This is a genomic window from Stenotrophomonas sp. Steno-Z1 (assembly GCF_056393175.1).
Window position 1 is genome coordinate 233056 of sequence record NZ_JBWJPB010000002.1, and the last position, 21175, is coordinate 254230.

Below are 21175 nucleotides of genomic sequence, written 5' to 3' on the forward strand. Positions count from 1 at the left end.
GAAACGCAGCCCGCGCGCACACCGATTGAAATGCCCGACCACCCGATAACAAACCCCGTAGACCCACGCCATACGTGGATACCGCGCGCAGCGCGGCACCATCAGGGGGTTCATGAGCATCGGAACGAAGCGCATCCACGCATGGCGTGGATCTACGCCGCGAGCAGGCCGCGCTCGATCAGCCACGCCCTGGCGTCTTCCGCATCCTGCTCGAACCAGGCCCGCGTCGACCCCAGGCGATACGTGTACCCCCACGTATCCATGTCGCGCATCAACCGGTCGCTGCCCACGCCGGGCAGCTGCGCGGCCAGCACGATCTGCAGGTAACAGGTGGCGTCCTCCTCGGGCACCGAGTCGGTGGCATCGGTATGCACCAGCGCGCGTCGCTCCGGCGGCAGCACGATCAGGTGGCAGGCCTCGTGCAGCATCGAATGCACCGGCGTGTCGTCACGTACGTAGACATCGCTGCCGATGATCCCGGCCTCCGGCTCGCCCCAGTAACTGCCCGGAATCGGCGCAGCGTCGTCCACCCTGTGCAGGCGCAGCTGGTGCGCGGCAAGCAGGGCGACGGCATCGTCGAAACGAATATCGCCGACGCAGGTGACCTGGGCGTCGGCGGCGATAGCTTCAGTCGTCATGGCGTCTGCGTTGATCGCCCCTCCCGGTGGGAAGGGGCGACCAGGCTCAGGGCTGCTGCGGGCCTTCGGGCAAGGCGACGGAGATGTCGAGCACGTCGTGCTCGCCGTCCTTGACCAGGTCCACCTTGACCGCGTCAGCATCGATGTTGACGTACTTCTTGATCACTTCCAGCAGCTCGCGCTGCAGAAGGGGCAGGTAATCCGGGCCGCCACGGTGGCTGCGCTCCTGCGCGATGATGATCTGCAGGCGGTTCTTGGCCGTTTCGGCGGTGGTCTTCTTCCGGTTCAGGAAATCGAACAGTCCCATGCTTACCCTCCGAACAGCTTGCTGAAGAAGCCTTTCTTCTCCACGGTGGTGAAGCGCATCGGACGCTCTTCGCCAAGGATGCGGCCCACCGCATCTTCGTATGCCTGGCCCGCCGCCGATTCGGGGTCCAGGATGACCGGCTCGCCCTTGTTGGACGCATTGAGCACGTCACCCGACTCGGGCACCACGCCAATCGCCTTCAGGCCCAGCACTTCTTCCACGTCGGTGATGCTCAGCATCTCGCCACTTTCCACCCGCGCCGGGCTGTAGCGCGTGAGCAGCAGGAACGCAGGCACGTCCTGGCCCGACTCGGCCTTGTGCGTCTTCGAATCGAGCAGGCCGATGATGCGGTCCGAGTCGCGGACCGACGACACTTCCGGGTTCACCACCACGACGGCGCGGTCGGCGTAATACATCGCCAGGAACGCGCCCTTTTCGATGCCGGCCGGCGAATCGCAGATGATGTAGTCGAAGCCATCGGCAGCCAGGTCCTTGAGCACCTTGCCCACGCCTTCCTGGGTCAGCGCATCCTTGTCGCGCGTCTGCGACGCCGCCAGCACGTACAGGTTGTCGAAGCGCTTGTCCTTGATCAGCGACTGCTTGAGGGTCGCTTCACCGTGCACGACATTGACGAAGTCGTACACCACGCGGCGCTCGCAGCCCATGATCAGGTCCAGGTTGCGCAGGCCGACGTCGAAGTCGATCACGGCCACCTTCTTGCCACGGCGTGCCAGTCCGCATGCCAGGCTGGCGCTGCTGGTGGTCTTGCCGACGCCGCCCTTGCCGGAAGTGACTACGATGATTTCAGCCAAAGGACTTCTCCTGATTCATTTGTTTGGGCGCCGGATCAGTCCAGCGCCGCGATCTTGATCTGGTCCTGTTCCAGCCACACCTGCACGGCCTTGCCGCGCAGGGTATCCGGGACATCGTCCAGTACCTTGTAATGGCCGGCGATTGCGACCAGTTCAGCATGGAATTCACGGCAGAAGATGCGCGCCGTGGTGTTGCCTTGGGCACCTGCCAGGGCACGGCCCCGCAGCGTACCGTAGATATGGATGCTGCCGTCGGCGATCACTTCGGCGCCGGCGCCGACCGTGGCCATGACCGTCAGGTCGCAGTTCTCGGCGTACAGCTGCTGGCCCGAACGCACGTTGCTGGTCTGCATCCGGCCGGGCTGCGGTGCCTTGGCCGGATCGGCCGGGGCGGCCGGCGGTGCAGCCGCGCGGGTGCGGCGCGCCGGTTCCGGCGCGGGCGCGGGCGGCGGCGGGGCCGACGGCACCGCTTCCAGGTCGGCGCGTTCGTACTGCGCACGGAACTTGGCCAGCAGTGGCAGCCCCAGCTGCTGGGAAAGCCGTTCGGTCTCGGGGGTGCCGTAGGCCAGCGCCACCGGCAGCACGCCGGCGCTGCGCAGGCCGTCAAGCAGCGCCTGTGCGGTGGCCACCTCGGGCACCTGGCTGAGGCCACCGAAGTCCAGGATCACCGCCGCGCGCCCGAACAGCTTCGGCGCCCGCGCCACGCGGTCGTGCATTTCGCGGGTGAGGCGTTCCACATCCAGGGTGCGGATGCGCAGGTTGGCGATGCCGACCTGGCCGATCTTCAGTTCACCGGCCTGTTCAAAATCCATGTTCGCCGCCACCTCAGGTCCCCGTCGGTCGATGCGCGCGCAGCGGCTCGCGACGATGGCCCACCCAGGGCACGTCGGGCAGCTGGTCGCCGTAGGTGTCGTGCACCCACTGGTAACTGCACAGGTCCTTGAGCAGCATGCTGGCGCGTACGTCGACGTGCTCCATGGTGTTCTGCCCGACCTCGCGGAAGCCGAAACTGCCATGGAACAGCAGCGCCGCGTCGGCGCCGTGGTCCAGGAACACCTCGCAGGTCATCTGCGGGTAGCGCAGCTCGGCATAGCTCTGCGCATCGGCATAGAACGCACGACCGACGCCGCCGCCGCGACGGCGGCTGGCGACCACGATGCGGTCGATATAGAAGAATTTGCTGTCCAGCTGCTGCTGGAACCAGGCGAAGTTGCTGCTGTCGTGCTGGCTGTCGCTGCCGAAGCCGATCAGGAAGCCGGCCAGGTTGCCGTCGCGCTCGGCGACGCGGAAATATTCAGCGGTTTCATAGAACAGACGCAGGCGGGCGGCATCCAGCGGCAGGATGGCCAGGCCGGCATTGTTGTTCAGGGCCAGGACGGAATCGAGCTCGTGCTCGCGCACGTCGCGGATGACAATCGACATTGTGACTCCGTGGGGTAACGCGGTTGGCCCATCAAGGGGCCCTCGTCGGATTATTGCACGGGTCGCCGGCCCTCGCGAATCGGGGGGCATGACTTATGTGGGGGTGCAGGGGCGCAGGTTCAGCCTAAGATGCGTCCATGCTGGGATACCTGAGCCAAACCCGAGTACTGCGACTGGCCGGCCTGTTCACCTGGGTCATGGTCGGCCTGCCGGTGGTCTATTCCCAGTACGAATCGCTGCTGCGCCACCGCGGTGACGGCCTGGACAACTGGGCGGTGTGGCTGTTCACCGCCTACCTGGCGTTCGGCGCGTGCTACTTCTGGTTGACCCGCGGCCTGCGCGACGGCGGCGGGCATTCGGCCTGGTATGACCGGGTGGTGCTGCTGCTGCTCACCACCTCGGCGCTGGGGGTGAGCTACCTGAGCGGATCGGGCCTGGGCAGCATCCTGATGATGGTCGCCGCCGGGGTGATTCCCTGGATGCTGCAGGTGCGCGGCGGGGTGCTGTGGCTGCTGCTGAGCCAGCTGGCGGTGCTGCCGGTGTACTACCTGATCCTGCGCATGCCGCTGTTCGAAGCGCTGATGCAGTCCCTGCTGTACGGCGGCTTTTCCATGTTCATCTTCGTGACCAGCCTGGTCGCGCGGCAGCAGACCGACGCCCGCGAAGAGCAGCGCCGACTCAATACGGAACTGCGCGCCACCCGCGTACTGCTGGCCGAAAGCGCCCGGGTCAACGAGCGCACGCGCATCTCGCGCGAGCTGCACGACCTGCTCGGCCACCACCTCACCGCGCTCAGCCTGAACCTGGAAGTGGCCGGCCACCTCACCGACGGGCAGGCCCAGGAACACGTGCACCAGGCCCACACCCTGGCCAAGCTGCTGCTCACCGACGTGCGCGAGGCGGTCAGCCAGATCCGCGACAGCGGCGCCATCGACCTGGCCGCCGCGTTGCGCCCGCTCACCGAGCAGGTGCCCTCGCTGGACATCCACCTGGACATTGCCGAACCGCTCAGCGTCGAAGACCCCGAGCGCGCGCACGTGCTGCTGCGCTGTACCCAGGAAATCATCACCAACGCGGTCCGCCATGCGCGGGCGCGCAACCTGTGGATCCAGGTCCGGCGCGACAGTGAAGGCCAGGTGGTCATCCAGGCGCATGATGACGGGGTGGGGGCCGACGGCATCGTGGTCGGCAACGGCCTGCGCGGCATGCGCGAGCGCCTGTACCAATGCGGTGGCGAGTTGCAGATTGAAACCCGCCGGGGTCAGGGCTTCCGCCTGCGCGCCTCGGTTCCCGGCGCGCCAGTGCTGCTGCTGGCCCCCGTTCCTTGAGGAGTGCTCGATGATTCGCGTCTGCCTGGTCGACGACCAAACCCTGGTGCGGCAGGGAATCCGCTCGCTGCTGGCGCTGGATGCCGGTATCGAGGTGGTGGCCGAGGCCGCCGATGGCCGCCAGGCGGTCGAGCTGGTGCCGCAGGTGCGCCCGGACGTGGTGCTGATGGACATGCGCATGCCGGTGATGTCCGGCCTGGAGGCGCTGCAGATGCTGTCGCGGCTGGGCCAGCTGCCGCCCACCATCATCCTGACCACCTTCGACGACGACCAGCTGGTGCTGGCCGGGCTCAAGGCCGGGGCCAAGGGCTACCTGCTCAAGGATGTGACCCTGGACCAGCTGGTCGGTGCGATCCGCACCGTGGCCGACGGCGGCTCGCTGGTGCAGCCGGCGGTGACCCAGCGCCTGCTCTCCGGGCTGGAGCACATGCGCAACGAGTTCGTCAGCCTGGACCGGCCGGACCCGCTGACCGACCGCGAAACCGAGATCCTGCGCCTGATGGCCAGCGGTTTCTCCAACAAGGAGATCGCCAACTCGCTGGGCGTGGCCGAAGGCACGATCAAGAACCACGTGTCCAACATCCTGTCCAAACTGGGCGTGCGCGACCGGACCCGGGCGGTGCTGAAGGCCTTCGAGCTGCAACTGGTCTGAGCGGCCGCCGGACACGATCCTGAACATCCGCCGCAGCCCTTGTGTAGCAAGGGCTGCGGGGTGGTTTCGGGGCCCGTCGGCCGAATCCGGCAAAGAAATATTCCGCATCCGCTACGTGCTGACACGCGCGATGCGTTATCTTTCCGCTCCTTGTCTATGCAAAACCGCTGCCGGCATGGAAACCGGTGCGCCAATCCTGATCTACAACACCCGCGAAGCCTGCTAGGATTGGCGCTTCGCTTCAATCAACCCGGCCGTGGGATCGGCCCCGGAGACTCCTGAATGACCCGTATTATCGAGTTCCTGATCGCCTTGGGGATCGTGGCTGGCCTGTTCGTCATCATTGGCGTATGTCTGCCGGGCGAGCGCCATATTTCCGAAAGCATCGAGACCAACCGCAAGATGACGATCGTGTACGACACGGTCAACAGCCTGCGCCGCTTCAAGGACTGGAACCCGCTCTTGCTGCGCGATCCCGCCGTTGAACTGAAGCTGTCCGGCCCCGCGGCCGGCGTTGGTGCACGCCTGGACTACGTCTCCAAGGATAGTTCCCTGGGCGAAGGTAGCTGGGAGATCACCGGTTCTGAGAAGAACAAGCTGGTGTCGATCAACATCGAGGATGCCACCAAGGGCCACGACAAGAAGACCAGCTTCACCCTCGAGCCGACCGGCAAGGGTGGCCGCAACGTCAAGATCACCCAGGACTACAGCGTCAAGTACGGCTTCAACCTGTTTGGTCGTTACGCCGGCCTGTACGTCAGCCGCCACATCGGTGACGACCTGAAGCTGGGCCTGTCGCGCATGGCCAACATGCTGGCCACCGTGCCGAACATCGACTACCGCACCGCAGAAGCCCCGCTGACCGACCTGGCCATCGTGGACGTCCCGGCCGAAGACCTGCTGGTGGTCACCGCCGGCAACGTCGACCGCGGCCAGGAGACCATCACCAAGTCGATCCATGACAACCAGGAATGGATCAAGCGCGTGATGGAGGCCAACAACCTCGAAGCCGCCGGCCCGTTCCGGATCATCACCACCGACTTCGGCCAGGAGAAGTACGCCTTCGACGTGGCCCAGCCGGTCAAGAAGAAGGGTGCTGAAGGCGCGACTGCCGAAGCCCTGACCGTGAAGATCGACGGTGGTGCCCCGGTCAAGTACGTGCACGTTGCCCCGCACCGTTCGGCGCATGCGGCCTACACCGGCCACATGGCTGGCCTGGACATCGCCCGTAACGCCCTGCGTGCGTGGTCGGTGACCAACGGCAACGAAGTGATCGACCGTCCGTACGAGTCCTGGAAGGACGGCGTGGACAAGTCGTTCACCGCCGACGGCACGTACGACATCTACTGGGCCGTCAAGTAAACCGACGGTTGACGTGATGTAACGCACGACGAAAAACGCGCCGCTCCCTGCGGCGCGTTTTTTTTTGGCTCCGATCGCGGAGCGCCCTGGAAGGAAGTCCGCATGCTCAACCTGGAACGACGTGCACGCAAACCCTCACTGCTGGCGTGCCTGGGCGGGCTGCTGGCGGCCACCGCCGTGGGCCTGTCCGCCTATGCCTCGCACGGCATCGCCGAGCCATTGGCCCAGTCACACGTGAACACCGCCGCGCTGTATGCATTCGGCCACGGCATCGCACTGGCCGTGCTGGGCCCGACCCAGCAGAACAGCGTCGGCAAGCTGGCCTTGTACGTGCTGCTGCTGGGCACGCTGCTGTTCTCCGGCAGCCTGGTGGCCGGCGCGCTCTGGCAGCTGAGCACCGGGCTGGCGCCGGTGGGGGGCAGTGCGCTGATGCTGGGCTGGGTCGTGTACGGCCTGAACGCACTGCGCCGCTGACATGCCCCGCTTCCGGCGTGGCTTCGATGTAGAACAGGCGCACGACTGGCTCAGTCGTCGCGACCGCCGGCTGGGTACGTGGATGAAGCGGCTGGGCCCGATCGCGGCGCAGCCCGGCTGGTCGACGTCGTTTGATCCGGTCGATGCACTGGCGCGCGCGATCCTGTTCCAGCAGCTCAGCGGCAAGGCCGCCTCGACCATCGTTGGCCGGGTGGAGGTCGCGATCGGCAGCGCGCGCCTGCACGCCGACACGCTGGGCCGCGTCGATGACGCCGCGTTGCGCGTCTGCGGGGTATCGGGCAACAAGACGCTGGCACTGCGCGATCTGGCCCGGCGCGAGGCCGCCGGGGAGATCCCCGACCTGCGCCGGATGTCGGTGATGGAGCACGACGCCATCATCGACGCACTGGTGCCGATCCGCGGCATCGGCCGCTGGACGGTGGAGATGATGTTGATGTTCCGGCTGGGGCGGCCGGACATCCTGCCGGTGGATGACCTCGGTATCCGCAAGGGCGCCCAGCGCGTGGACAAGGCCGAGACCCTGCCCACGCCCAAGGCGCTGCTGGCGCGTGGCGAGCGCTGGGGGCCGTACCGCACTTACGCCAGCCTGTATCTGTGGCGGATCGCCGATTTCAGCGTGGCCGCGAAAGAAGCCACCCGGCGCTCACAGGAGTGAGCGGGCGCGGGTGTGGCGATGATGGGCGAAGATTGCCCAGGTGCCGTGCAGGCAGACCAGCGTGCCAACCGCGATGACGGCCAGCAGGGTCCGGTCGGGACGGCCGGGCATGCTCAGCTGGACCATCAGATACCCCGCGCAGAACACCAGGGCCAGGCAGGCGGCGATGCGGCTGCGACGATGGATGCCATAGCCCAGCCCCAGGTAAAGCGCGGCGATCACCAGCGTGATGCCGGCAAACAGGCCGGCCTTGGCCACGCCGTCCGCCGGGGAAGTCACCCCGCCCATGCCCACGCCCGCGGCCATGAAGGCATGGAACACCGCTAGGCACGCGGCAAGCGCCCACATCCGCGTGATCGGACTGGCCAGCGCGCGCAGCGTCAGCCGGCGCCGGCGCTGGAGGCCCGGCAGCGGTGCCGGTAGGCCGGCCTGGTAGGGGTTGTCGTCCATGACGCGGTTCACTCGGTCGGCGCCGGCCTGGCGGCGAACGCCGGGTCATCACTCAGGCGCGGACGCGGCGGCAAGTGCCTGGCCCGGGCGATGTAGCGATGCGCGGTGAATGTCTCCATGGTCCCGCGGATCATCACGAACGTGACGATGATGGTCATGAACAGGCCGGTGGTCGGCGCGCGCTGCCCGGTGACGAAAGTCAGCACCTGTCCAAAGAGGTAGTAGGCCAGAAGCACGCATGCGGCAGCGCGGCTGCGCTTGCGCAGGCCCCAGGCCGTGCCCAGATACAGGCCCAGATCGAACAGCAGTCCACCGCCCATCAAAGCGGCCGATAACGGTGGGGGGGCGATGCCCGCGGGCTTCAGGAGTTGCATCACCGCATACACAAGCCCGGCCAGCGAAATCGCCGCCAGGATCAGGGCGACGACCCACATGGCCGTGATCGGGCGGCTGATCTCCGCCGGCAGCCTGACCGGCGGGGCAGCGCTCGATGCCGGTGCGGGCGGTGCGCTGCCGGGGGCCTGGTAGGGACTGGAATCTTCCATGATTGCGGATCCTGTTGGAGGTGGGGCGTCAGCCGGCGCCTGCGCGCCAGCACCAGTGCCACGGCTCGTAGACGATGCCGTGCGGGTTGTCGCGCGGGTAGCTCAGCTGCAGGCCAAACCTGCCCGCGTGCTGCAGCAGCCAGGCGAAGGCGGCCGTGTGTTCGAAGCGCTCTTCGGCCGGTGGCTCGCCGGGCGTGCCGATGTCCAGCGCGAAGCCGCTGTGGTGCTCGCTGTAGCCCGGTGCTGCGTTGACCTTGAGGATGTCGGCCACCTGCAGGCCACGCGCGCGCTTGCGCTCGAAAATGCCCAGCTGGTAGGCGTGGCTGCGGTAGCCGGAGATCGCATCCAGTGCGATGCCGTCCATTGCCGCGGCACGTTGCATGCGTTGCCAGCTGCGCGCGGCGTCACGCCGCAGCCACAGCGGTCGCCGGTAGCGGTCGAAACCGGCCAGGCTGAGCTGGGTCGGCTCGGCTTCCAGCGCCAGGCCGGTGGCGTCTTCATAGGCTGCGGCGTCGATGCCCAGCTGGCCCAGGCGCTGCTGCAGCCCGCTCAGCGGAAGCAGGCTTTCACGGGTCTCGCTGCGGCCGTGTCGTGCCCAGTGTTGATCCAGCGCGTCCAAGGCGGCTTCGATGCCTTCCTCGCGCATCAGGCGCGGCACCAGCGGCAGCACGCCGTGCGCGGTGGCCACCGCGAGATAGCGGCCATCACGCTTGCGCCGCAACACCCACTGCGCCTGGGCGAGGGCGCGCGCATCGGCGTTGCTGCGCGCGCGCAGCACGCCGCCGGGCCACAGCTCGATGTCGGCGGTGTTGATCAGCAGGGCAGGGGCGCGGCGCATGGGCCCCAGCTTAGTGCCTGCCGGCGGGCGCGGCCAGCGCCCGCAGTGCATCCAGCAGGACGCGCGGCTGCTCCGGGCTGATCAGCAGCGCGCTGCCATCGCGCAGCGGCAGATACAGCACGCGGCTGCGGTCGGTGAGCAGGCAGAACGCCTTGCTGCGGTCGCGCAGGCGGTAGTGCCCGGACTTGAAGCCGGGCATGGCATAGCCGTTGGTCTTGATGCCGGGGTCGAGGCTGCCGTGTTCGGCCAGGTCCACTACCCGTGCGCGCTCCAGGTGCATGTCCTGCACCGCTACCCGCTTGCGGTAGAAGGTGGACACCACCTCCAGCGTATCGCCCTGCAGGTGGATGCGGCGGCGGAAGAACCCCCAGGTCAGCACCGCGGTGACCAGCGCCAGGAACGGCAGGGTGAGGCCGAGTTCGTGCGGCGTGCGCTGGTTCGATTGCAGCGTGGTGGCGGCGATCAGCGCCGCCGCACCGAGCATCGGCACCCACAGCCAGAGCAGGCGCCAGACCGGGGCGGGCGCGACGGCAACGTCCCTGGCGGTCTCTTTCGCGCTGCTCATGGCTGCGCTCCGATCCACGCGGCAACGTCATCGATCAGTGCCGGCAGCACGTGCCCGGGCTGGCTGTATTCCTGCAATGAGCCGGGGCCGTCGCCGGCAATGCCCAGGTGGTTCAGCGCCGGATAGTGCTGGAAGCTGGCGTTGCGGCGACCCGACAGCCCGCGCTGCCATAGCTGCCAGTCGGTCTCGGTCACCTGGAAATCGCGGCCGCCCTGCAGCAGCAGCATCGGCAGCGGGGATGCACGGGCATCGGCCACCGGATCGACCGCGTCGAAGGCGCGCCAGTAGCTGGCCGGCTGGCGCAGGGGCAGGTCGGCCGGCGCCACCGGGGCATCGCTGCGCGCGGCGGCGATCTGGCGGTCCAGTGTGTCCAGGAAGGCCTGTTCGTCGGGGGTGATGCGGCCATCCAGGCCCAGCAGGTAGCGGTTCTGCTCGGGCAGCAGGGTTAGGAGCGATCGTGCCGGTGCCGCCCACAGCACCAGGCCGGCCACCTTGCCGGACTGCCGGGCGATACGCGGCGCCAGCATGCCCCCCTGGCTGTGCCCCATGACATAGACGTGGCGAGGGTCGATGCCCGCCTGTGCCGCGAGCGTGGCCACGGCGGCGACGGCATCGTGGGTGGTTTCGTCGTCCATGGTGTAGGCGTCGCCGCTGAACGCCTGGGGCCGCACGCGGGTGCGCTTGTCATAGCGCAGTACCGCGATGCCATGCGCGGCGAGGCCGCGCGCCACGTCCAGGAACGGGCGGTTGGCGCCGATGGTCTCATCGCGGTCCTGCGGCCCCGAGCCCTGCACCAGGACCACCGCGCGCAGCGGGGCGGTGCCGCCGTGCGGCCGCGCCAGCAGGCCGGGCAGCGGGCCACCGGCGGTCACGATGTCCAGCGGCACTTCGCGATAGCGCGCGTCGGCGGGTACCGGCGGCGCCGCGGGCTCGGTCGGCTTGAAGAACAGCCCGGCGATCCGGCCCTGCGCGTCCACCACCACGGTGGCCGCGACGGTGCCCGCGGCGAACTGCAGCGGCTGCGTCACCACGTCGGGGCGTTCGCTGGTGGAGATGACCTCGGCCGCACCGCGGCCACGTGGTTCGCCGAACGACCGCCACAAGGCCAGCAGGCCCGGGGCGGGCGCGGCGCTGGCCATTTCCGGGGTGAACATCGCCACCGCGGCGGCACCGTCACCGGCCTGCAGGTGGTCCAGCAGCTGCGTGGCCACCTGTGCGGGTGGCGTGGCGGCCGAGGCGGCCAGCGCCAGCGTGGACAGCAGCAGCGCTGCGCTGCGCCGGAGCAGGTTGGCCATCCTAGATCTCCTTCTTGAAGATCAGCACCGCCACGCCCATCGGCTGGGTCTGCAGCACGTTCACCAGTTCCCAGCCGAGCTGGCCGTGGCGATTGAGTTCGGTCTGCACGTCGTCGGACTTCAGCCCCGTCCAGGACGGTTTCACCTCGACGGTGAGGTAGCTCCAGCGTTTGCTCATTGCTTGCTCTCCTTGCTCGAATCGGGTTTGGGAAGGCGGCCGGCCTTGCGCAGGGCATCGCGCAGCACGTACTCGATCTGCGCATTGGCGCTGCGCAGTTCGTCATCGGCCCAGCGCTGCAACGCCGCGAGGATGTCGGCGTTGATCCGCAGCGGGTAGGCTTTCTTGTCGCTCATGGCTCAGTACAGCGACCCGGCATTGACCACCGGCTGGGTGCCGCGGTCCGAACACAGCACCACCAGCAGGTTGCTGACCATGTTCGCCTTGCGTTCTTCATCCAACTGCACCACGCCGCTCTTCTGCAGCTCGGCCAGCGCCATTTCGACCATGCCCACCGCGCCGGCGACGATCCGCGTGCGGGCGGCGATCACCGCGTTGGCCTGCTGGCGCTGCAGCATCGCCTGGGCGATTTCAGGGGCATAGGCGAGGTGGCTGATGCGTGCATCGATCACCTGCACGCCGGCATCGGCCAGGCGTTCGGCCAGTTCGTCCTTGAGGTGCTGGGAGATCTCGGCTGCGTGGCTGCGCAGTGACAGCTGGCCGTCCTCGTGCTGGTCGTAGGGGTAGCTGGTGGCCATCGCGCGCAGCGCGGACTCGGACTGGATGTGCACGAAGCTTTCGTAGTCGTCCACGTTGTAGACGGCCTCGGAGGCATCCACCACCTGCCACACGATCACCGCGGCGATCTCGATCGGGCTGCCGTCCAGCTCGTTGACCTTGAGCTTGCCGCTTTCGAAGTTGCGCACGCGCTGGCTGACCTTCTTCTTGTTGAAGAACGGGTTGTTCCAGCGCAGGCCGTTGTCCTTGACCGTGCCCACGTACTTGCCGAACAGGCTGAGCACGGCGGCCTGGTTGGGCTGCACGGTGTACAGGCCGGTCAGGCTGAGCAGGGCCACCGCCGCCAGCAGCAGGCCGCCCAGGATCAGCGCCAGGTTGGGGTCGCCGCGCTGCACCCCGGCCACGAACAGCCAGATCGCCAGCGCGGTCAGGGCCAGCACCAGCAGCAGGAACGGCAGGCCGGACAACGAGCGGATGGGCTTCTCTTTCATGGCGGGGCGTCCTTGGGGTTATGTCATCGAAAGATATCAAATTGATATCAGGTTGCAAGGGGGTGGCCGGGCGGGGGCCGGCAGGCCGTAAAATGCCTTCCCGCCCCTGACGCCCCGGAATCCCCATGACCACGCTCGGCACGCCGCTGTCTCCCTCCGCCACCCGCGTCCTGCTGCTGGGCTCGGGCGAACTGGGCAAGGAGGTCGCCATCGAGCTGCAGCGCCTGGGCGTGGAGGTCATCGCCGCCGACCGCTATGCCGACGCGCCGGCCATGCAGGTGGCGCATCGCGCGCACGTGGTCGACATGCTCGATGCGATGGCGCTGCGTGCGCTGATCGCCCAGGAGCAGCCGCATCTGGTGGTGCCGGAGATCGAGGCCATCCACACCGAGACCCTGGTCCAGCTGGAGCAGGAAACCGGCCTGCGCGTGGTCCCCACCGCGCGCGCGGCGCGGCTGACCATGGACCGCGAAGGCATCCGCCGCCTGGCCGCCGAAACTTTGGGCCTGCCCACCTCGCCGTACCGCTTCGTGGACACCGAGGCGGAGTACCGCGCCGCCGTGGCCGCCATCGGCCTGCCGTGCGTGGTCAAGCCGGTGATGTCCTCCTCGGGCAAGGGCCAGAGCACGCTGCGCAGCGAGGACGACATCGCCCCGGCCTGGGCATACGCGCAGACCGGCGGGCGCGCCGGGGCCGGCCGCTGCATCGTCGAAGGCTTCATCGACTTCGAGTACGAAATCACCCTGCTGACCGTGCGCCACGCCGCCGGCACGTCCTTCTGCGCGCCGATCGGGCATTGGCAGAAGGACGGGGACTACCGCGAGAGCTGGCAGCCGCAGCCGATGTCGCCGCGTGCGCTGGCGCGGGCCGAGGAGATCTCGCAGGCGATCACCGACGACCTCGGCGGCTGGGGCCTGTTCGGCGTGGAGCTGTTCGTGAAGGGCGACGAGGTGTGGTTCAGCGAAGTCTCGCCGCGTCCGCACGATACCGGCCTGGTCACGCTGGCCTCGCAGGAGCTGAGCGAATTCGCCCTGCATGCGCGGGCCATCCTCGGCCTGCCGATCCCGTTGATCCGCCAGAACGGCCCGTCGGCCTCGTGCGCGATGCTCGCGCATGGCGAAGGCGTCCCGTTCTTCAGCAACATCGCCGACGCGCTGGTGCACCCGGACTCGGCGTTGCGCCTGTTCGGCAAGCCGAGCGTGCATGGGCATCGCCGCGTCGGCGTCACCCTTGCGCGCGGCGACGACATCGCGCAGGCGCGGACCATCGCACGTGAGGCGGCCGAGGCGATCGGGATCGAATTGCGCGCCTGATCCGGGCGCCTCGCCGGGTCGGCGACACCGCGCAGACATGGACACGGCGGGCAGTGCCCGCCGTTTCCTTGACCACGGTCGCGTGGCTTACTTCACGTCCACCCACACCAGGTGATGGTCGCTGCCGTCGGCGATCTTCGCCTCCGGGCTGGTGTTGTCGGGCCAGAACACACCGCTGCCGACATAGCTGAAACCGACCGACGGCAACACGTAGTCCAGCCGCATCGTGCCGGCTTTGGGGCCGAAGTCGCCGGTGGCATGGAAGGGGGCGCCCTTGCGCACGATGCCTTTTTCCGCGTACGCCAGGCTGGTCTGCTCGGCGCCCACGCTGCGCGGGGTGGGGTAGCGCAGCACGCGCGGGTTTTCGAGCAATTCCACGATCGCTTCATGGCGGCCGTCGCCATCGGCCGGATCGTTGTTGAGGTCACCCAGGATCACGAAGCGCGCGTCCTGCGGCAGGCCGCCGCACTGGCCACGGTCATCGCACAGCCATGGCGCGCTGCTGGTCGACAGGTAGTCCTGCCACACCCGCAGTTCGTCGTGGTTGCGCGCCGCGTTGCGCTTCTCCGGGCCGTCGAAGACCGGCGGGGTGGGGTGGGAGACCAGCGCATGCACCACGCCGTTGGGCGTCGTCACCGGCACGTCCCAATGCGACTTGGACGACAGGCGCAGCTGCGACCAGACGTGGTCGGTGTAGAACGATTTGCCGGTGCGCGGGTCGATCGGACGCAGCGCGCCGGGCATCGCGCTCCACTTGAGCAGCTGGAAGCTGCGCACCTTGGCCGCATCGATCGGGTAGCGCGACAGCACCAGCATGCCGTACTGGCCCGGGTGCAGGCCGTAGCCCCAGGCATCGTTGCCGCGCGCGCGACCGTCGCCGCCGACCTGGCCGTTGTTGTCCAGGTCCAGCCCGCTCTGCACGCCGGTATTGACCGGGGCCAGGTAGCGGTAGGCGTAATGCAGCGGCTCGCCGCCGCCGGGCTGGGCGGTTTCCAGGTAGCGCTGCTGGAACAGGTCGGCGGCGCGATGCGAGTCGTCGTAGTCGAACTCGTTGAGCAGCACCAGGTCCGGGCGGACCTGCTGCAGCACCGCGGCGATCTTGCGGGCGTGCGCGCTGTCGCCTTCCAGCTCGGCGATCAGCCCGCCGGTCTCGTCGCTGTAGAGCGAGGTGTTGTAGGTGGCGATCCGCAGCGGTGCGGGGGCGGCGTCCGGCATGGCGGCGGTCTTGGCGGGGGTCTGGGCGCAGGCGCTGCAGAGCAGGGCCAGGGCAAGGATCAGGGAGTGGGCTTTCATCCGCCTATTTTGCACCCGGACGCATTGCAATGCTGGGTCAGCGACCGTCCAGGGCATCGTCGAATGCGTGCCAGCGGCGCCCGTCGTAGGCCTCCAGCGGGCGGAAGCGGCGCTTGTAGTCCATCTTGCGGTGGTCGCGGATCCAGTAGCCCAGGTACAGGTGCGGCAGTTGTTCGCGCCGGGCCCAGGCGATCTGCTGCAGGATCGCGAAGGTGCCCAGGCTGCGGTGGGCGTGGTCGGGGTCGAAGAAGGTGTAGACCGCCGACAGCCCCTGCGGGGTGACGTCGGTGACCGCCACCCCGAGCAGGTCGCCACGCCGGCCGGGCTGGCCGGGGGCGCGCAGCTCCATGAAGCGGCCCTGCGCCCATTGCCCGATCAGGAACTGGTCGAACTCGTGCGGGCCGTGTTCGTCCATGCCGCCCTGGGCATGTCGGTGGGTGAGGTAGCGGTGGTACAGCGCGAACTGTTCCTCGGTCTGCTCGGCCGCCACGATCCGCACCTCCAGGTCCGCGTTGCGGGCCAGGCAGCGGCGCTGGCTGCGATCCGGGGCGAAGCGCGCCACCGGGATGCGCACCGACACGCAGGCGTGGCAGTTGGCACAGTGCGGCCGGTAGACCAGGTCGCCGGAGCGGCGGAACCCCCAGCTGAGCGCCATCGGGTAGAGGGTGCCCAGGCGCGCGTCCTGGGGATCGAGCACCAGGTCGCGCGCGGCCCGTTCCGGCCAGTAACCACAGGGGTGGTCGCCGGTCTGGAACAGTCGCAGCTCGTCGTCGCGGTCGCCGTGTATCGCCATGCGCCCAGCATAGCGCCGCGACGTCGCAGGGGGCGCGACTGTCCGCCAGATGAATATGTCCGGCCCGGTTGTCAACGCCATCGCTGCCCACGCGTTGTTACCGGTGTGGGTGCCACGCACCGCACGCCGAAACCCTACGAACCGGAGTGATCCATGCGCAATCGCAAACCCCTTCTGCTGCTGGCCCTGCTGCTGTCCACCGGCGCTGCCGGCCTGGCCGTCGCCGCCGATGCGCCAACCCCCGCCGACACGCCGGCCCGCACCAAGCTCGACACCAATGGTGATGGTTTCATCGACCGCGCCGAAGCGGCCAAGGCGCCGCGCCTGGCCGGACAGTTCGACACGCTGGACGCGAACAAGGACGGCAAGCTCTCGCGCGATGAACTGCCGCGCTGGCACGGCAAGCGGCATGGCCGTGGCCCGGATGGCCGTGGCGGCATGATGGCCAGGCTGGACACCAACAAGGATGGCCGCATCAGCCGCGAGGAAGCCAAGGCCGACCCGCGCCTGGCCGCGCGCTTCGACCGGATGGACGTCAACAAGGATGGATACCTGGACAAGGCCGACCGCGAGCTGGGCATGAAGCAGCATCGTGATGCCTGGTTTGCCGCGGCCGACACCAACAAGGATGGCCAGCTGAGCAAGGCCGAGTTCGACGCCGCCAAGGGGCCGTTCGCCGGGCCGCGCGGCGAACATCGCGATGGCAAGCACCGCGACGGCAAGCCGCCGATGCCGCCGAAGGCACCGGCCGCCAAGTAAGCGCTGCCGGGCAACACCCGCACACGGCGCCGGTCATGGACCGGCGCCGTGGCGTTTTCATATCCGCCCGCTGCGCACCAGCGACCACGCGATCACGCCCACCAGCAACACGTTCACGCCCCACAGCGCTTCCCGCCCATACAGCGACCGGTACTTCCAGTTCGGCCCGCTGCGACCGTGGCGGGCCGCATCGCGGGCGATCATCGGCGCCATGATCCGCTGCAGCGGCACCAGGCACTGGTAGTTCACCACGCCCAGGCCGAGTGCCAGGGCTGTCAGCGGCCAGTACCAGGCCGCCTGCAGCACGCTCAGCCCCAGCACGGTCATGCAGACCACCATCGCGGTGAAAGTGCTGTAGTGCACGAAGCGGCGGATCGCCGCCTGTTCGCCCGGGGTCTCGGCGTAGGACAGCAGATAACGGCCGCCCAGGTAGCTGCCGAGCACCCCGCCGACCAGCCCGCCGAGGACTGCGCCCCAGGCGAAATCGGCGCTGATCAGGTGGCTCTGGCTGGCCGCTGCGCTCAGCGAGCCCATTGCCGCGCCCCCGGAGACGCTGGCCCCGCCCAGGCCGAGCTTGCCGGTGCCCAGCCCGGTGCCGAGCAGGATGGCCGCGCTGGCGGTGCCGGGCGCGGCCAGGATCACCATCGAGGCGACCGTGGTGGCGAAGGCCGCACCGGGCGCACTGCTGCGCGCGAACTCGCCGAAGCGGCGCAGCATTTCCTCACGCACGCTGGCGCGGGCGCGCGACAGCCGCTTGCGCACCGCCGCATCGCTGAGCCCCAGCAGGTCGGCCACCTGCTGCGAGCGCTGGCCTTCGCGGTAGTACAGCAGCAGCGTCTCGCGGGCGTCCTCGGGCAGGGCCGAGATGATCTCTTCGGCCGCCAGTTCCTCTTCCACCCGCTGCAGGTGGTCCGGCGCGCTCGGGCCGGGGTCGGCGGCCATGCTGATGGCGATCTCGGCCGCTTCGCCGGACAGCGGCCGGCCACGGTTGGCGCGCAGCCAGTCGCGGGCCAGGTTGCGGGTGATCTGGCGCAGCCAAGGCAGGAAGCTGGACGGGTTGTGCAACTGGTTGAGCTGCTGCCACGCCTTGATGAAGGCTTCCTGGGCGATGTCCTCGCTGGCCTGCACGTCGCCGGTGATCGCCAGCGCGATCGCGGTGACGGTGTTCTGGCAGGCCAGCACGATGCGCCCATAGGACTGCGTGCAGCCGCCGGCGGCGGCCGGCAGTTCGCGTTCCAGCGTGGTGGTCAGCAGCAGCGTCATGGTGTCGTCCCCGGCGATGGTCCGAGTATGACGAGGTGCCGCGGCGAATGTGACCGGAGGGCACCCGACCGAGTGCCGGTCGTCAGCCGGCGCTGCCCGATTCCAATCGGGATCGGGCGGCGCGGGGAGCCGGCCAACAGCCGGCCCGACCGGTTACCTGGCCGGTTGGATCCTGACCCGGACTTCGTCGTCTTCCGGCGGGGCCGGCTGGGCCGGCTGCGCCGGGGCGGCGGAAGGGGCGGGCTGCGCCGTCGGGGCCGGGGCCACGGTGGGCGCGGCGCGGTGGCGCAGGACCACCACCATCGCCACCGCGGCGATCACCAGCAGCAGGCCGATGCGGATCCGCCAGGCCCAGTTGCGGCGCGGGGCCACCTCGCCCACCTGGTCGCGGAAGGCGAACTCGGCGGTGGGGTGGTCGCGGCGGGTGGTTTCCAGCAGGCGCGCGTCGCGCAGGATCTCGCGCGCGCGTGGCTGGTCATCGGCGTGCACTACCCACAGGGTGGGGTGGGTAGTGGCCTTGCTGGTGTCCAGGTAGCTGAACTGGCTGCCGCGCTTGCTGTGGTACGAGCGACCATTGGTGATGCGCACGTCGATGCCGGCATCGCGCAGCAGCGTGGCCACGCCTTCCACGGTTTCCACGCGCTGGCTGCTGAAAATCTGTCTCATGTCAGTCCTTGGCCGGTACGGCGGCGGCCGCGTCGCTGTCGGGCACCACGCGGATCAGGCCTTCCTGCGCGGTGCTGGCCACCAGCAGGCCGTCGCGGGTGAAGAACTGGCCGCGCGCCAGGCCGCGCGAATCCTGTGCGCTGGGGCTGTCCAGCGAGTAGAGCAGCCAGTCGTCGGCGCGGAACGGGCGGTGGAACCAGATCGCATGGTCGAGCGAAGCCATCTGCACGTGCGGCTGGTAGTAGCTGATGCCGTGCGGGAAGGTGGCAGTGCCGAGCAGGTGGAAGTCCGAGGCGTAGGCGAGCAGCGCCTGGTGCAGCTCGGGCGCATCGCCCACGGTCTCGTTCAGGCGCAGCCAGACCTGGTGGTAGGGCGGGCGCTTGGGCGGGTTGAGCTCATCGCGCGGGTACACGTGGCGGAACTCGAACGGGCCGCCCCGCGACAGCCAGCGCTGCACCTTGATCGGCAGCCGCTCGAGCACCTCCGGCGGCAGCGGGCGGTTGGGTTCGATGTCTTCCGGCTGCGGCACCTCGGGCATCTTGTGCTGGTGTTCGGCACCGCTCTCGGCCTGCTGGAAGGAGGCCGCGCAGAAGAAGATCACCTTGCCGTGCTGGATCGCGGTGACCCGGCGCACCGAGAAACTGCCGCCATCGCGGGTGCGGTCCACGTCGTAGACGATCGGGTGGTCGATGTTGCCGGCGCGCAGGAAGTAGGCATGCAGCGAATGCACGTGGCGACCGTTGTCCACGGTGGCCTGCGCCGCCGACAGCGCCTGGCCCAGCACCTGGCCGCCAAACACGTACTTGGTCCCGATGTCGCGGCTCTGGCCACGGAACAGGTTGTCTTCCAGGCGTTCGAGCGTGAGCAGGTCGATCAGCTCGGAGACGACGGGTTCGTGCGTGTCGGACAAGGGAAGCAACCTGGGGTGGGCGGATGCAAATTATAGGGTAGTGCCGGCCCAGGGCCGCATGACGGCAGTGCATTGGCGCTGCCGCCCCCACGGGCCACTACGCCACCGCGGGGCCCTCCATTGCCATGCAAGCCCCGCTGCTTCGCGGTCGCCCCCTGACCCCGCGGGCGTGAGCCACGCTGCCGCGCGTGATTGGCGGCGGCGTGGTCGCCGGCCACGGGCCGGCACGACCGGGTTCAGGCCTTGCCGAGCCTGGCCGCCAGCGTGTGCAGCGCCTGCTGGGCGTCCGGGGCGTACCAGGCGTCGACGAAGCGGTCGAGCTGGATCAGGTCGGCGTGCAGGGCGTCGTGCAGGTCGGCGCGGGCGATCGCGCGGGTCAGCAGCATCGGCTGGCGGGGCAGCTTGAGCAGGCGCTGCAGCCACGCCACCGCGCGCGGCACCACCTGGGCGGCGTCGGCCAGTTCGTCCACCAGCCCGATCTCCAGCGCACGCTCGGCCGGCACCATCTCCCCGCCTACCAGCAACTGGGTGGCACGGTGGTGGCCGACCACGCGGCGCATCAGGCGCTGGATGCCTTCGGGAGCCACCAGGCCCACCTGGACCTCGTTCAGGCCGATCACGGTCGGCTGGGCGGGGTCCGGGCTGCGCGCCAGGATGCGGTAATCGCAGCACAGCGCCAGCACGCAGCCCCCGGCCGGGGCATGCCCGGTCAGCGCAGCCACCACCGGCACGCGGCATTCGGCCAGGGTACGCACGGCGCCGAAGAAGGCCTGCCAGCTGTCGAGCAGCTTGTGTTTGTCCTCGCCATGGCCGAGCAGGTGCGGCACGTCCATGCCGGCGCTGAAGATGCGCTCGCTGCCCGACAGCACGATGCCGTGCGCGTCATCGGCCATGGCCTGGTTGATCGCGTGGATCAGGTGGCGGCACAGCTCGGTGTCCAGTGCGTTGACCGGCGGGCGCGCCAGCCGCAGTTCGCGGATGGGGCCATGGTTGATCACCTCGATAAGCGTCGTCATGCTGCGATCTCGTTGCGGACAGGGAACTGAGGCGATGATAACCAAACCATTCGCGAGCGTATTGTTGGGCCTGTGTGCGTTCGCAACATCGGCCATGGCGGCCGAACCAGCCTGCGTGTCGGTGCACGAGGGCTGGATACGGCTGCCGCCGGGGGCGATGCCGATGGCGGCCGGCTACGGGAAGATCCGCAACGACTGCCGCACGGCGGTGGTGGTGATTGGCGCCGGCAGCAAGGCGTTCGGAGACGTGTCGCTGCATGAAACGACGCTGGTGGAGGGCATCAGCCGCATGCGCGAAGTGGAGCGGCTGCCGATTGCGGCCGGCGCCACGGTCGAGCTGAAACCCGGTGGCCTGCACCTGATGCTGATGCAACCGGAGGTGCCGCTCGCGAAGGGCGGGCAGGTGCCGCTGCGCTTGAGCCTGGAAGACGGCCGCAAGGTGGATGGGCAGTTGATGGTGCGTAGCGATGAGCCGCGCTGAGCGGGCGTCGGCGGGAGGTGCCGAGCATGGCTCGGCACTACCGGTGGGTATCACGTGTCGAGTGGCCTTCGCGCTTCACCATCGGTAGCG

General features: G+C 68.8%; 27 protein-coding genes. 8 read left to right on the top strand and 19 right to left on the bottom strand.

Annotated elements, in window-relative coordinates; genetic code table 11:
- Positions 1-152 precede the first annotated feature (152 nt).
- From AC06FD_RS07760 to AC06FD_RS07780, 5 genes are read right to left on the bottom strand one after another with little or no spacing between them, the layout of a single operon-like run.
- Positions 153-638: a hypothetical protein gene (locus AC06FD_RS07760; protein WP_478047594.1), complete on the bottom strand. Its 486-nt coding sequence runs from the start codon at positions 636-638 to the stop codon at positions 153-155.
- 46 nt (positions 639-684) lie between these two features.
- Complete coding sequence (minE, locus tag AC06FD_RS07765) at positions 685-945, bottom strand: cell division topological specificity factor MinE (protein ID WP_017355894.1); 261 nt, start codon at positions 943-945, stop codon at positions 685-687.
- A 2-nt stretch (positions 946-947) separates the two neighbouring features.
- Complete coding sequence (gene minD, locus AC06FD_RS07770) at positions 948-1757, bottom strand: septum site-determining protein MinD (protein ID WP_256776357.1); 810 nt, start codon at positions 1755-1757, stop codon at positions 948-950.
- A 35-nt stretch (positions 1758-1792) separates the two neighbouring features.
- The gene (minC, locus tag AC06FD_RS07775; protein ID WP_259203848.1) at positions 1793-2569 is read right to left on the bottom strand and encodes a septum site-determining protein MinC; all 777 of its coding nucleotides are present in this window, start codon (positions 2567-2569) and stop codon (positions 1793-1795) included.
- Between the two features lie 13 nt (positions 2570-2582).
- On the bottom strand, positions 2583-3179 hold the full coding sequence (locus tag AC06FD_RS07780) for a GNAT family N-acetyltransferase (protein WP_259203849.1): 597 nt from the start codon (positions 3177-3179) through the stop codon (positions 2583-2585).
- Between the two features lie 137 nt (positions 3180-3316).
- On the opposite strand from AC06FD_RS07780, the gene AC06FD_RS07785 reads away from it, so the two are divergent.
- From AC06FD_RS07785 to AC06FD_RS07805, 5 genes are all read left to right on the top strand, one after another.
- Entirely contained in the window at positions 3317-4507 is a 1191-nt protein-coding gene (locus AC06FD_RS07785) for a sensor histidine kinase (RefSeq protein ID WP_259203850.1), read from the top strand.
- Between the two features lie 10 nt (positions 4508-4517).
- A complete protein-coding gene (locus AC06FD_RS07790) occupies positions 4518-5159 on the top strand; it encodes a response regulator (protein ID WP_259203851.1) in 642 nt (213 codons plus the stop codon).
- A 282-nt stretch (positions 5160-5441) separates the two neighbouring features.
- Positions 5442-6521 (top strand): polyketide cyclase, encoded by a 1080-nt coding sequence (locus tag AC06FD_RS07795; RefSeq protein ID WP_259203852.1) that lies wholly within the window; start codon positions 5442-5444, stop codon positions 6519-6521.
- A gap of 102 nt (positions 6522-6623) precedes the next feature.
- On the top strand, positions 6624-6995 hold the full coding sequence (locus AC06FD_RS07800; RefSeq protein ID WP_259203853.1) for a DUF423 domain-containing protein: 372 nt from the start codon (positions 6624-6626) through the stop codon (positions 6993-6995).
- A gap of 1 nt (position 6996) precedes the next feature.
- On the top strand, positions 6997-7671 hold the full coding sequence (locus AC06FD_RS07805; RefSeq protein ID WP_394161657.1) for a DNA-3-methyladenine glycosylase family protein: 675 nt from the start codon (positions 6997-6999) through the stop codon (positions 7669-7671).
- Here AC06FD_RS07805 and AC06FD_RS07810 read toward each other — a convergent pair.
- Genes AC06FD_RS07810 through AC06FD_RS07845 form a run of 8 tightly spaced genes read right to left on the bottom strand, consistent with a single transcriptional unit; the run spans position 7660 to position 12591 of the window.
- Positions 7660-8121: a hypothetical protein gene (locus AC06FD_RS07810; RefSeq protein ID WP_259203855.1), complete on the bottom strand. Its 462-nt coding sequence runs from the start codon at positions 8119-8121 to the stop codon at positions 7660-7662. The two genes, AC06FD_RS07805 and AC06FD_RS07810, sit on opposite strands and share 12 nt — an antisense overlap.
- An 8-nt stretch (positions 8122-8129) precedes the next feature.
- Complete coding sequence (locus tag AC06FD_RS07815; RefSeq protein ID WP_259203856.1) at positions 8130-8666, bottom strand: hypothetical protein; 537 nt, start codon at positions 8664-8666, stop codon at positions 8130-8132.
- Positions 8667-8694: 28 nt separating this feature from the next.
- Positions 8695-9504, bottom strand: a complete 810-nt coding sequence (locus AC06FD_RS07820; protein ID WP_478047596.1) for a M15 family metallopeptidase — start codon at positions 9502-9504, stop codon at positions 8695-8697.
- A gap of 10 nt (positions 9505-9514) precedes the next feature.
- Positions 9515-10069, bottom strand: coding sequence for a PH domain-containing protein (locus AC06FD_RS07825; RefSeq protein WP_478077492.1), 555 nt, complete (start codon positions 10067-10069; stop codon positions 9515-9517).
- Positions 10066-11364 carry an alpha/beta hydrolase gene (locus AC06FD_RS07830; protein WP_478077493.1) on the bottom strand — a complete coding sequence of 433 codons (1299 nt, stop codon included), beginning with the start codon at positions 11362-11364 and terminating at the stop codon, positions 10066-10068. Before AC06FD_RS07830 ends, AC06FD_RS07825 begins: the two co-directional genes overlap by 4 nt.
- A gap of 1 nt (position 11365) precedes the next feature.
- Entirely contained in the window at positions 11366-11542 is a 177-nt protein-coding gene (locus AC06FD_RS07835; RefSeq protein ID WP_394161646.1) for a DUF4177 domain-containing protein, read from the bottom strand.
- Positions 11539-11718: a type II toxin-antitoxin system antitoxin gene (locus AC06FD_RS07840; RefSeq protein WP_478077494.1), complete on the bottom strand. Its 180-nt coding sequence runs from the start codon at positions 11716-11718 to the stop codon at positions 11539-11541. The genes AC06FD_RS07835 and AC06FD_RS07840 overlap by 4 nt, the downstream gene beginning before the upstream one ends.
- A 3-nt stretch (positions 11719-11721) precedes the next feature.
- The gene (locus tag AC06FD_RS07845; RefSeq protein WP_259203865.1) at positions 11722-12591 is read right to left on the bottom strand and encodes an SPFH domain-containing protein; all 870 of its coding nucleotides are present in this window, start codon (positions 12589-12591) and stop codon (positions 11722-11724) included.
- A gap of 125 nt (positions 12592-12716) precedes the next feature.
- Here AC06FD_RS07845 and purT point away from each other — a divergent pair, with 125 nt between their 5' ends.
- The gene (purT, locus tag AC06FD_RS07850; RefSeq protein ID WP_449335207.1) at positions 12717-13904 is read left to right on the top strand and encodes a formate-dependent phosphoribosylglycinamide formyltransferase; all 1188 of its coding nucleotides are present in this window, start codon (positions 12717-12719) and stop codon (positions 13902-13904) included.
- Positions 13905-13991: 87 nt separating this feature from the next.
- Here the strand turns inward: purT and AC06FD_RS07855 are convergent, their stop codons facing one another.
- Both AC06FD_RS07855 and AC06FD_RS07860 read right to left on the bottom strand, forming a co-directional pair.
- Positions 13992-15254 carry an endonuclease/exonuclease/phosphatase family protein gene (locus tag AC06FD_RS07855; protein WP_478077495.1) on the bottom strand — a complete coding sequence of 421 codons (1263 nt, stop codon included), beginning with the start codon at positions 15252-15254 and terminating at the stop codon, positions 13992-13994.
- A complete protein-coding gene (locus tag AC06FD_RS07860) occupies positions 15235-15990 on the bottom strand; it encodes an arginyltransferase (protein WP_310439391.1) in 756 nt (251 codons plus the stop codon). Before AC06FD_RS07860 ends, AC06FD_RS07855 begins: the two co-directional genes overlap by 20 nt.
- 153 nt (positions 15991-16143) lie before the next feature.
- Here AC06FD_RS07860 and AC06FD_RS07865 point away from each other — a divergent pair, with 153 nt between their 5' ends.
- Positions 16144-16749, top strand: a complete 606-nt coding sequence (locus AC06FD_RS07865) for an EF-hand domain-containing protein (RefSeq protein ID WP_478077496.1) — start codon at positions 16144-16146, stop codon at positions 16747-16749.
- 57 nt (positions 16750-16806) lie between these two features.
- On the opposite strand, the gene AC06FD_RS07870 is transcribed toward AC06FD_RS07865, so the two are convergent.
- The 4 genes from AC06FD_RS07870 to AC06FD_RS07885 all read right to left on the bottom strand — a co-directional run bounded on the left by AC06FD_RS07870 (position 16807) and on the right by AC06FD_RS07885 (position 20604).
- Positions 16807-18012, bottom strand: a complete 1206-nt coding sequence (locus AC06FD_RS07870; RefSeq protein WP_478077497.1) for an RNA polymerase sigma factor — start codon at positions 18010-18012, stop codon at positions 16807-16809.
- Positions 18013-18165: 153 nt separating this feature from the next.
- Positions 18166-18678 carry a putative signal transducing protein gene (locus tag AC06FD_RS07875; RefSeq protein WP_478077498.1) on the bottom strand — a complete coding sequence of 171 codons (513 nt, stop codon included), beginning with the start codon at positions 18676-18678 and terminating at the stop codon, positions 18166-18168.
- A gap of 1 nt (position 18679) precedes the next feature.
- Positions 18680-19588, bottom strand: a complete 909-nt coding sequence (tesB, locus tag AC06FD_RS07880) for an acyl-CoA thioesterase II (RefSeq protein ID WP_259203872.1) — start codon at positions 19586-19588, stop codon at positions 18680-18682.
- A 236-nt stretch (positions 19589-19824) separates the two neighbouring features.
- Positions 19825-20604, bottom strand: coding sequence for an enoyl-CoA hydratase/isomerase family protein (locus AC06FD_RS07885; RefSeq protein WP_478077499.1), 780 nt, complete (start codon positions 20602-20604; stop codon positions 19825-19827).
- Between the two features lie 34 nt (positions 20605-20638).
- Here AC06FD_RS07885 and AC06FD_RS07890 point away from each other — a divergent pair, with 34 nt between their 5' ends.
- The gene (locus AC06FD_RS07890; RefSeq protein WP_478077764.1) at positions 20639-21085 is read left to right on the top strand and encodes a copper chaperone PCu(A)C; all 447 of its coding nucleotides are present in this window, start codon (positions 20639-20641) and stop codon (positions 21083-21085) included.
- Positions 21086-21175 lie beyond the last annotated feature (90 nt).

What these genes read in the sequence shown, in the direction of transcription:
- AC06FD_RS07760 (WP_478047594.1), bottom strand. Translation starts at nt 638, where the DNA reads ATGACGACTGAAGCTATCGCCGCCGACGCCCAGGTCACCTGCGTCGGC.
- minE (WP_017355894.1), bottom strand. Translation starts at nt 945, where the DNA reads ATGGGACTGTTCGATTTCCTGAACCGGAAGAAGACCACCGCCGAAACG.
- minC (WP_259203848.1), bottom strand. Translation starts at nt 2,569, where the DNA reads ATGGATTTTGAACAGGCCGGTGAACTGAAGATCGGCCAGGTCGGCATC.
- AC06FD_RS07780 (WP_259203849.1), bottom strand. Translation starts at nt 3,179, where the DNA reads ATGTCGATTGTCATCCGCGACGTGCGCGAGCACGAGCTCGATTCCGTC.
- AC06FD_RS07785 (WP_259203850.1), top strand. Translation starts at nt 3,317, where the DNA reads ATGCTGGGATACCTGAGCCAAACCCGAGTACTGCGACTGGCCGGCCTG.
- AC06FD_RS07790 (WP_259203851.1), top strand. Translation starts at nt 4,518, where the DNA reads ATGATTCGCGTCTGCCTGGTCGACGACCAAACCCTGGTGCGGCAGGGA.
- AC06FD_RS07795 (WP_259203852.1), top strand. Translation starts at nt 5,442, where the DNA reads ATGACCCGTATTATCGAGTTCCTGATCGCCTTGGGGATCGTGGCTGGC.
- AC06FD_RS07800 (WP_259203853.1), top strand. Translation starts at nt 6,624, where the DNA reads ATGCTCAACCTGGAACGACGTGCACGCAAACCCTCACTGCTGGCGTGC.
- AC06FD_RS07805 (WP_394161657.1), top strand. Translation starts at nt 6,997, where the DNA reads ATGCCCCGCTTCCGGCGTGGCTTCGATGTAGAACAGGCGCACGACTGG.
- AC06FD_RS07810 (WP_259203855.1), bottom strand. Translation starts at nt 8,121, where the DNA reads ATGGACGACAACCCCTACCAGGCCGGCCTACCGGCACCGCTGCCGGGC.
- AC06FD_RS07815 (WP_259203856.1), bottom strand. Translation starts at nt 8,666, where the DNA reads ATGGAAGATTCCAGTCCCTACCAGGCCCCCGGCAGCGCACCGCCCGCA.
- AC06FD_RS07820 (WP_478047596.1), bottom strand. Translation starts at nt 9,504, where the DNA reads ATGCGCCGCGCCCCTGCCCTGCTGATCAACACCGCCGACATCGAGCTG.
- AC06FD_RS07825 (WP_478077492.1), bottom strand. Translation starts at nt 10,069, where the DNA reads ATGAGCAGCGCGAAAGAGACCGCCAGGGACGTTGCCGTCGCGCCCGCC.
- AC06FD_RS07830 (WP_478077493.1), bottom strand. Translation starts at nt 11,364, where the DNA reads ATGGCCAACCTGCTCCGGCGCAGCGCAGCGCTGCTGCTGTCCACGCTG.
- AC06FD_RS07835 (WP_394161646.1), bottom strand. Translation starts at nt 11,542, where the DNA reads ATGAGCAAACGCTGGAGCTACCTCACCGTCGAGGTGAAACCGTCCTGG.
- AC06FD_RS07840 (WP_478077494.1), bottom strand. Translation starts at nt 11,718, where the DNA reads ATGAGCGACAAGAAAGCCTACCCGCTGCGGATCAACGCCGACATCCTC.
- AC06FD_RS07845 (WP_259203865.1), bottom strand. Translation starts at nt 12,591, where the DNA reads ATGAAAGAGAAGCCCATCCGCTCGTTGTCCGGCCTGCCGTTCCTGCTG.
- purT (WP_449335207.1), top strand. Translation starts at nt 12,717, where the DNA reads ATGACCACGCTCGGCACGCCGCTGTCTCCCTCCGCCACCCGCGTCCTG.
- AC06FD_RS07855 (WP_478077495.1), bottom strand. Translation starts at nt 15,254, where the DNA reads ATGCCCTGGACGGTCGCTGACCCAGCATTGCAATGCGTCCGGGTGCAA.
- AC06FD_RS07860 (WP_310439391.1), bottom strand. Translation starts at nt 15,990, where the DNA reads ATGGCGATACACGGCGACCGCGACGACGAGCTGCGACTGTTCCAGACC.
- AC06FD_RS07865 (WP_478077496.1), top strand. Translation starts at nt 16,144, where the DNA reads ATGCGCAATCGCAAACCCCTTCTGCTGCTGGCCCTGCTGCTGTCCACC.
- AC06FD_RS07870 (WP_478077497.1), bottom strand. Translation starts at nt 18,012, where the DNA reads ATGACGCTGCTGCTGACCACCACGCTGGAACGCGAACTGCCGGCCGCC.
- AC06FD_RS07875 (WP_478077498.1), bottom strand. Translation starts at nt 18,678, where the DNA reads ATGAGACAGATTTTCAGCAGCCAGCGCGTGGAAACCGTGGAAGGCGTG.
- AC06FD_RS07885 (WP_478077499.1), bottom strand. Translation starts at nt 20,604, where the DNA reads ATGACGACGCTTATCGAGGTGATCAACCATGGCCCCATCCGCGAACTG.
- AC06FD_RS07890 (WP_478077764.1), top strand. Translation starts at nt 20,639, where the DNA reads ATGATAACCAAACCATTCGCGAGCGTATTGTTGGGCCTGTGTGCGTTC.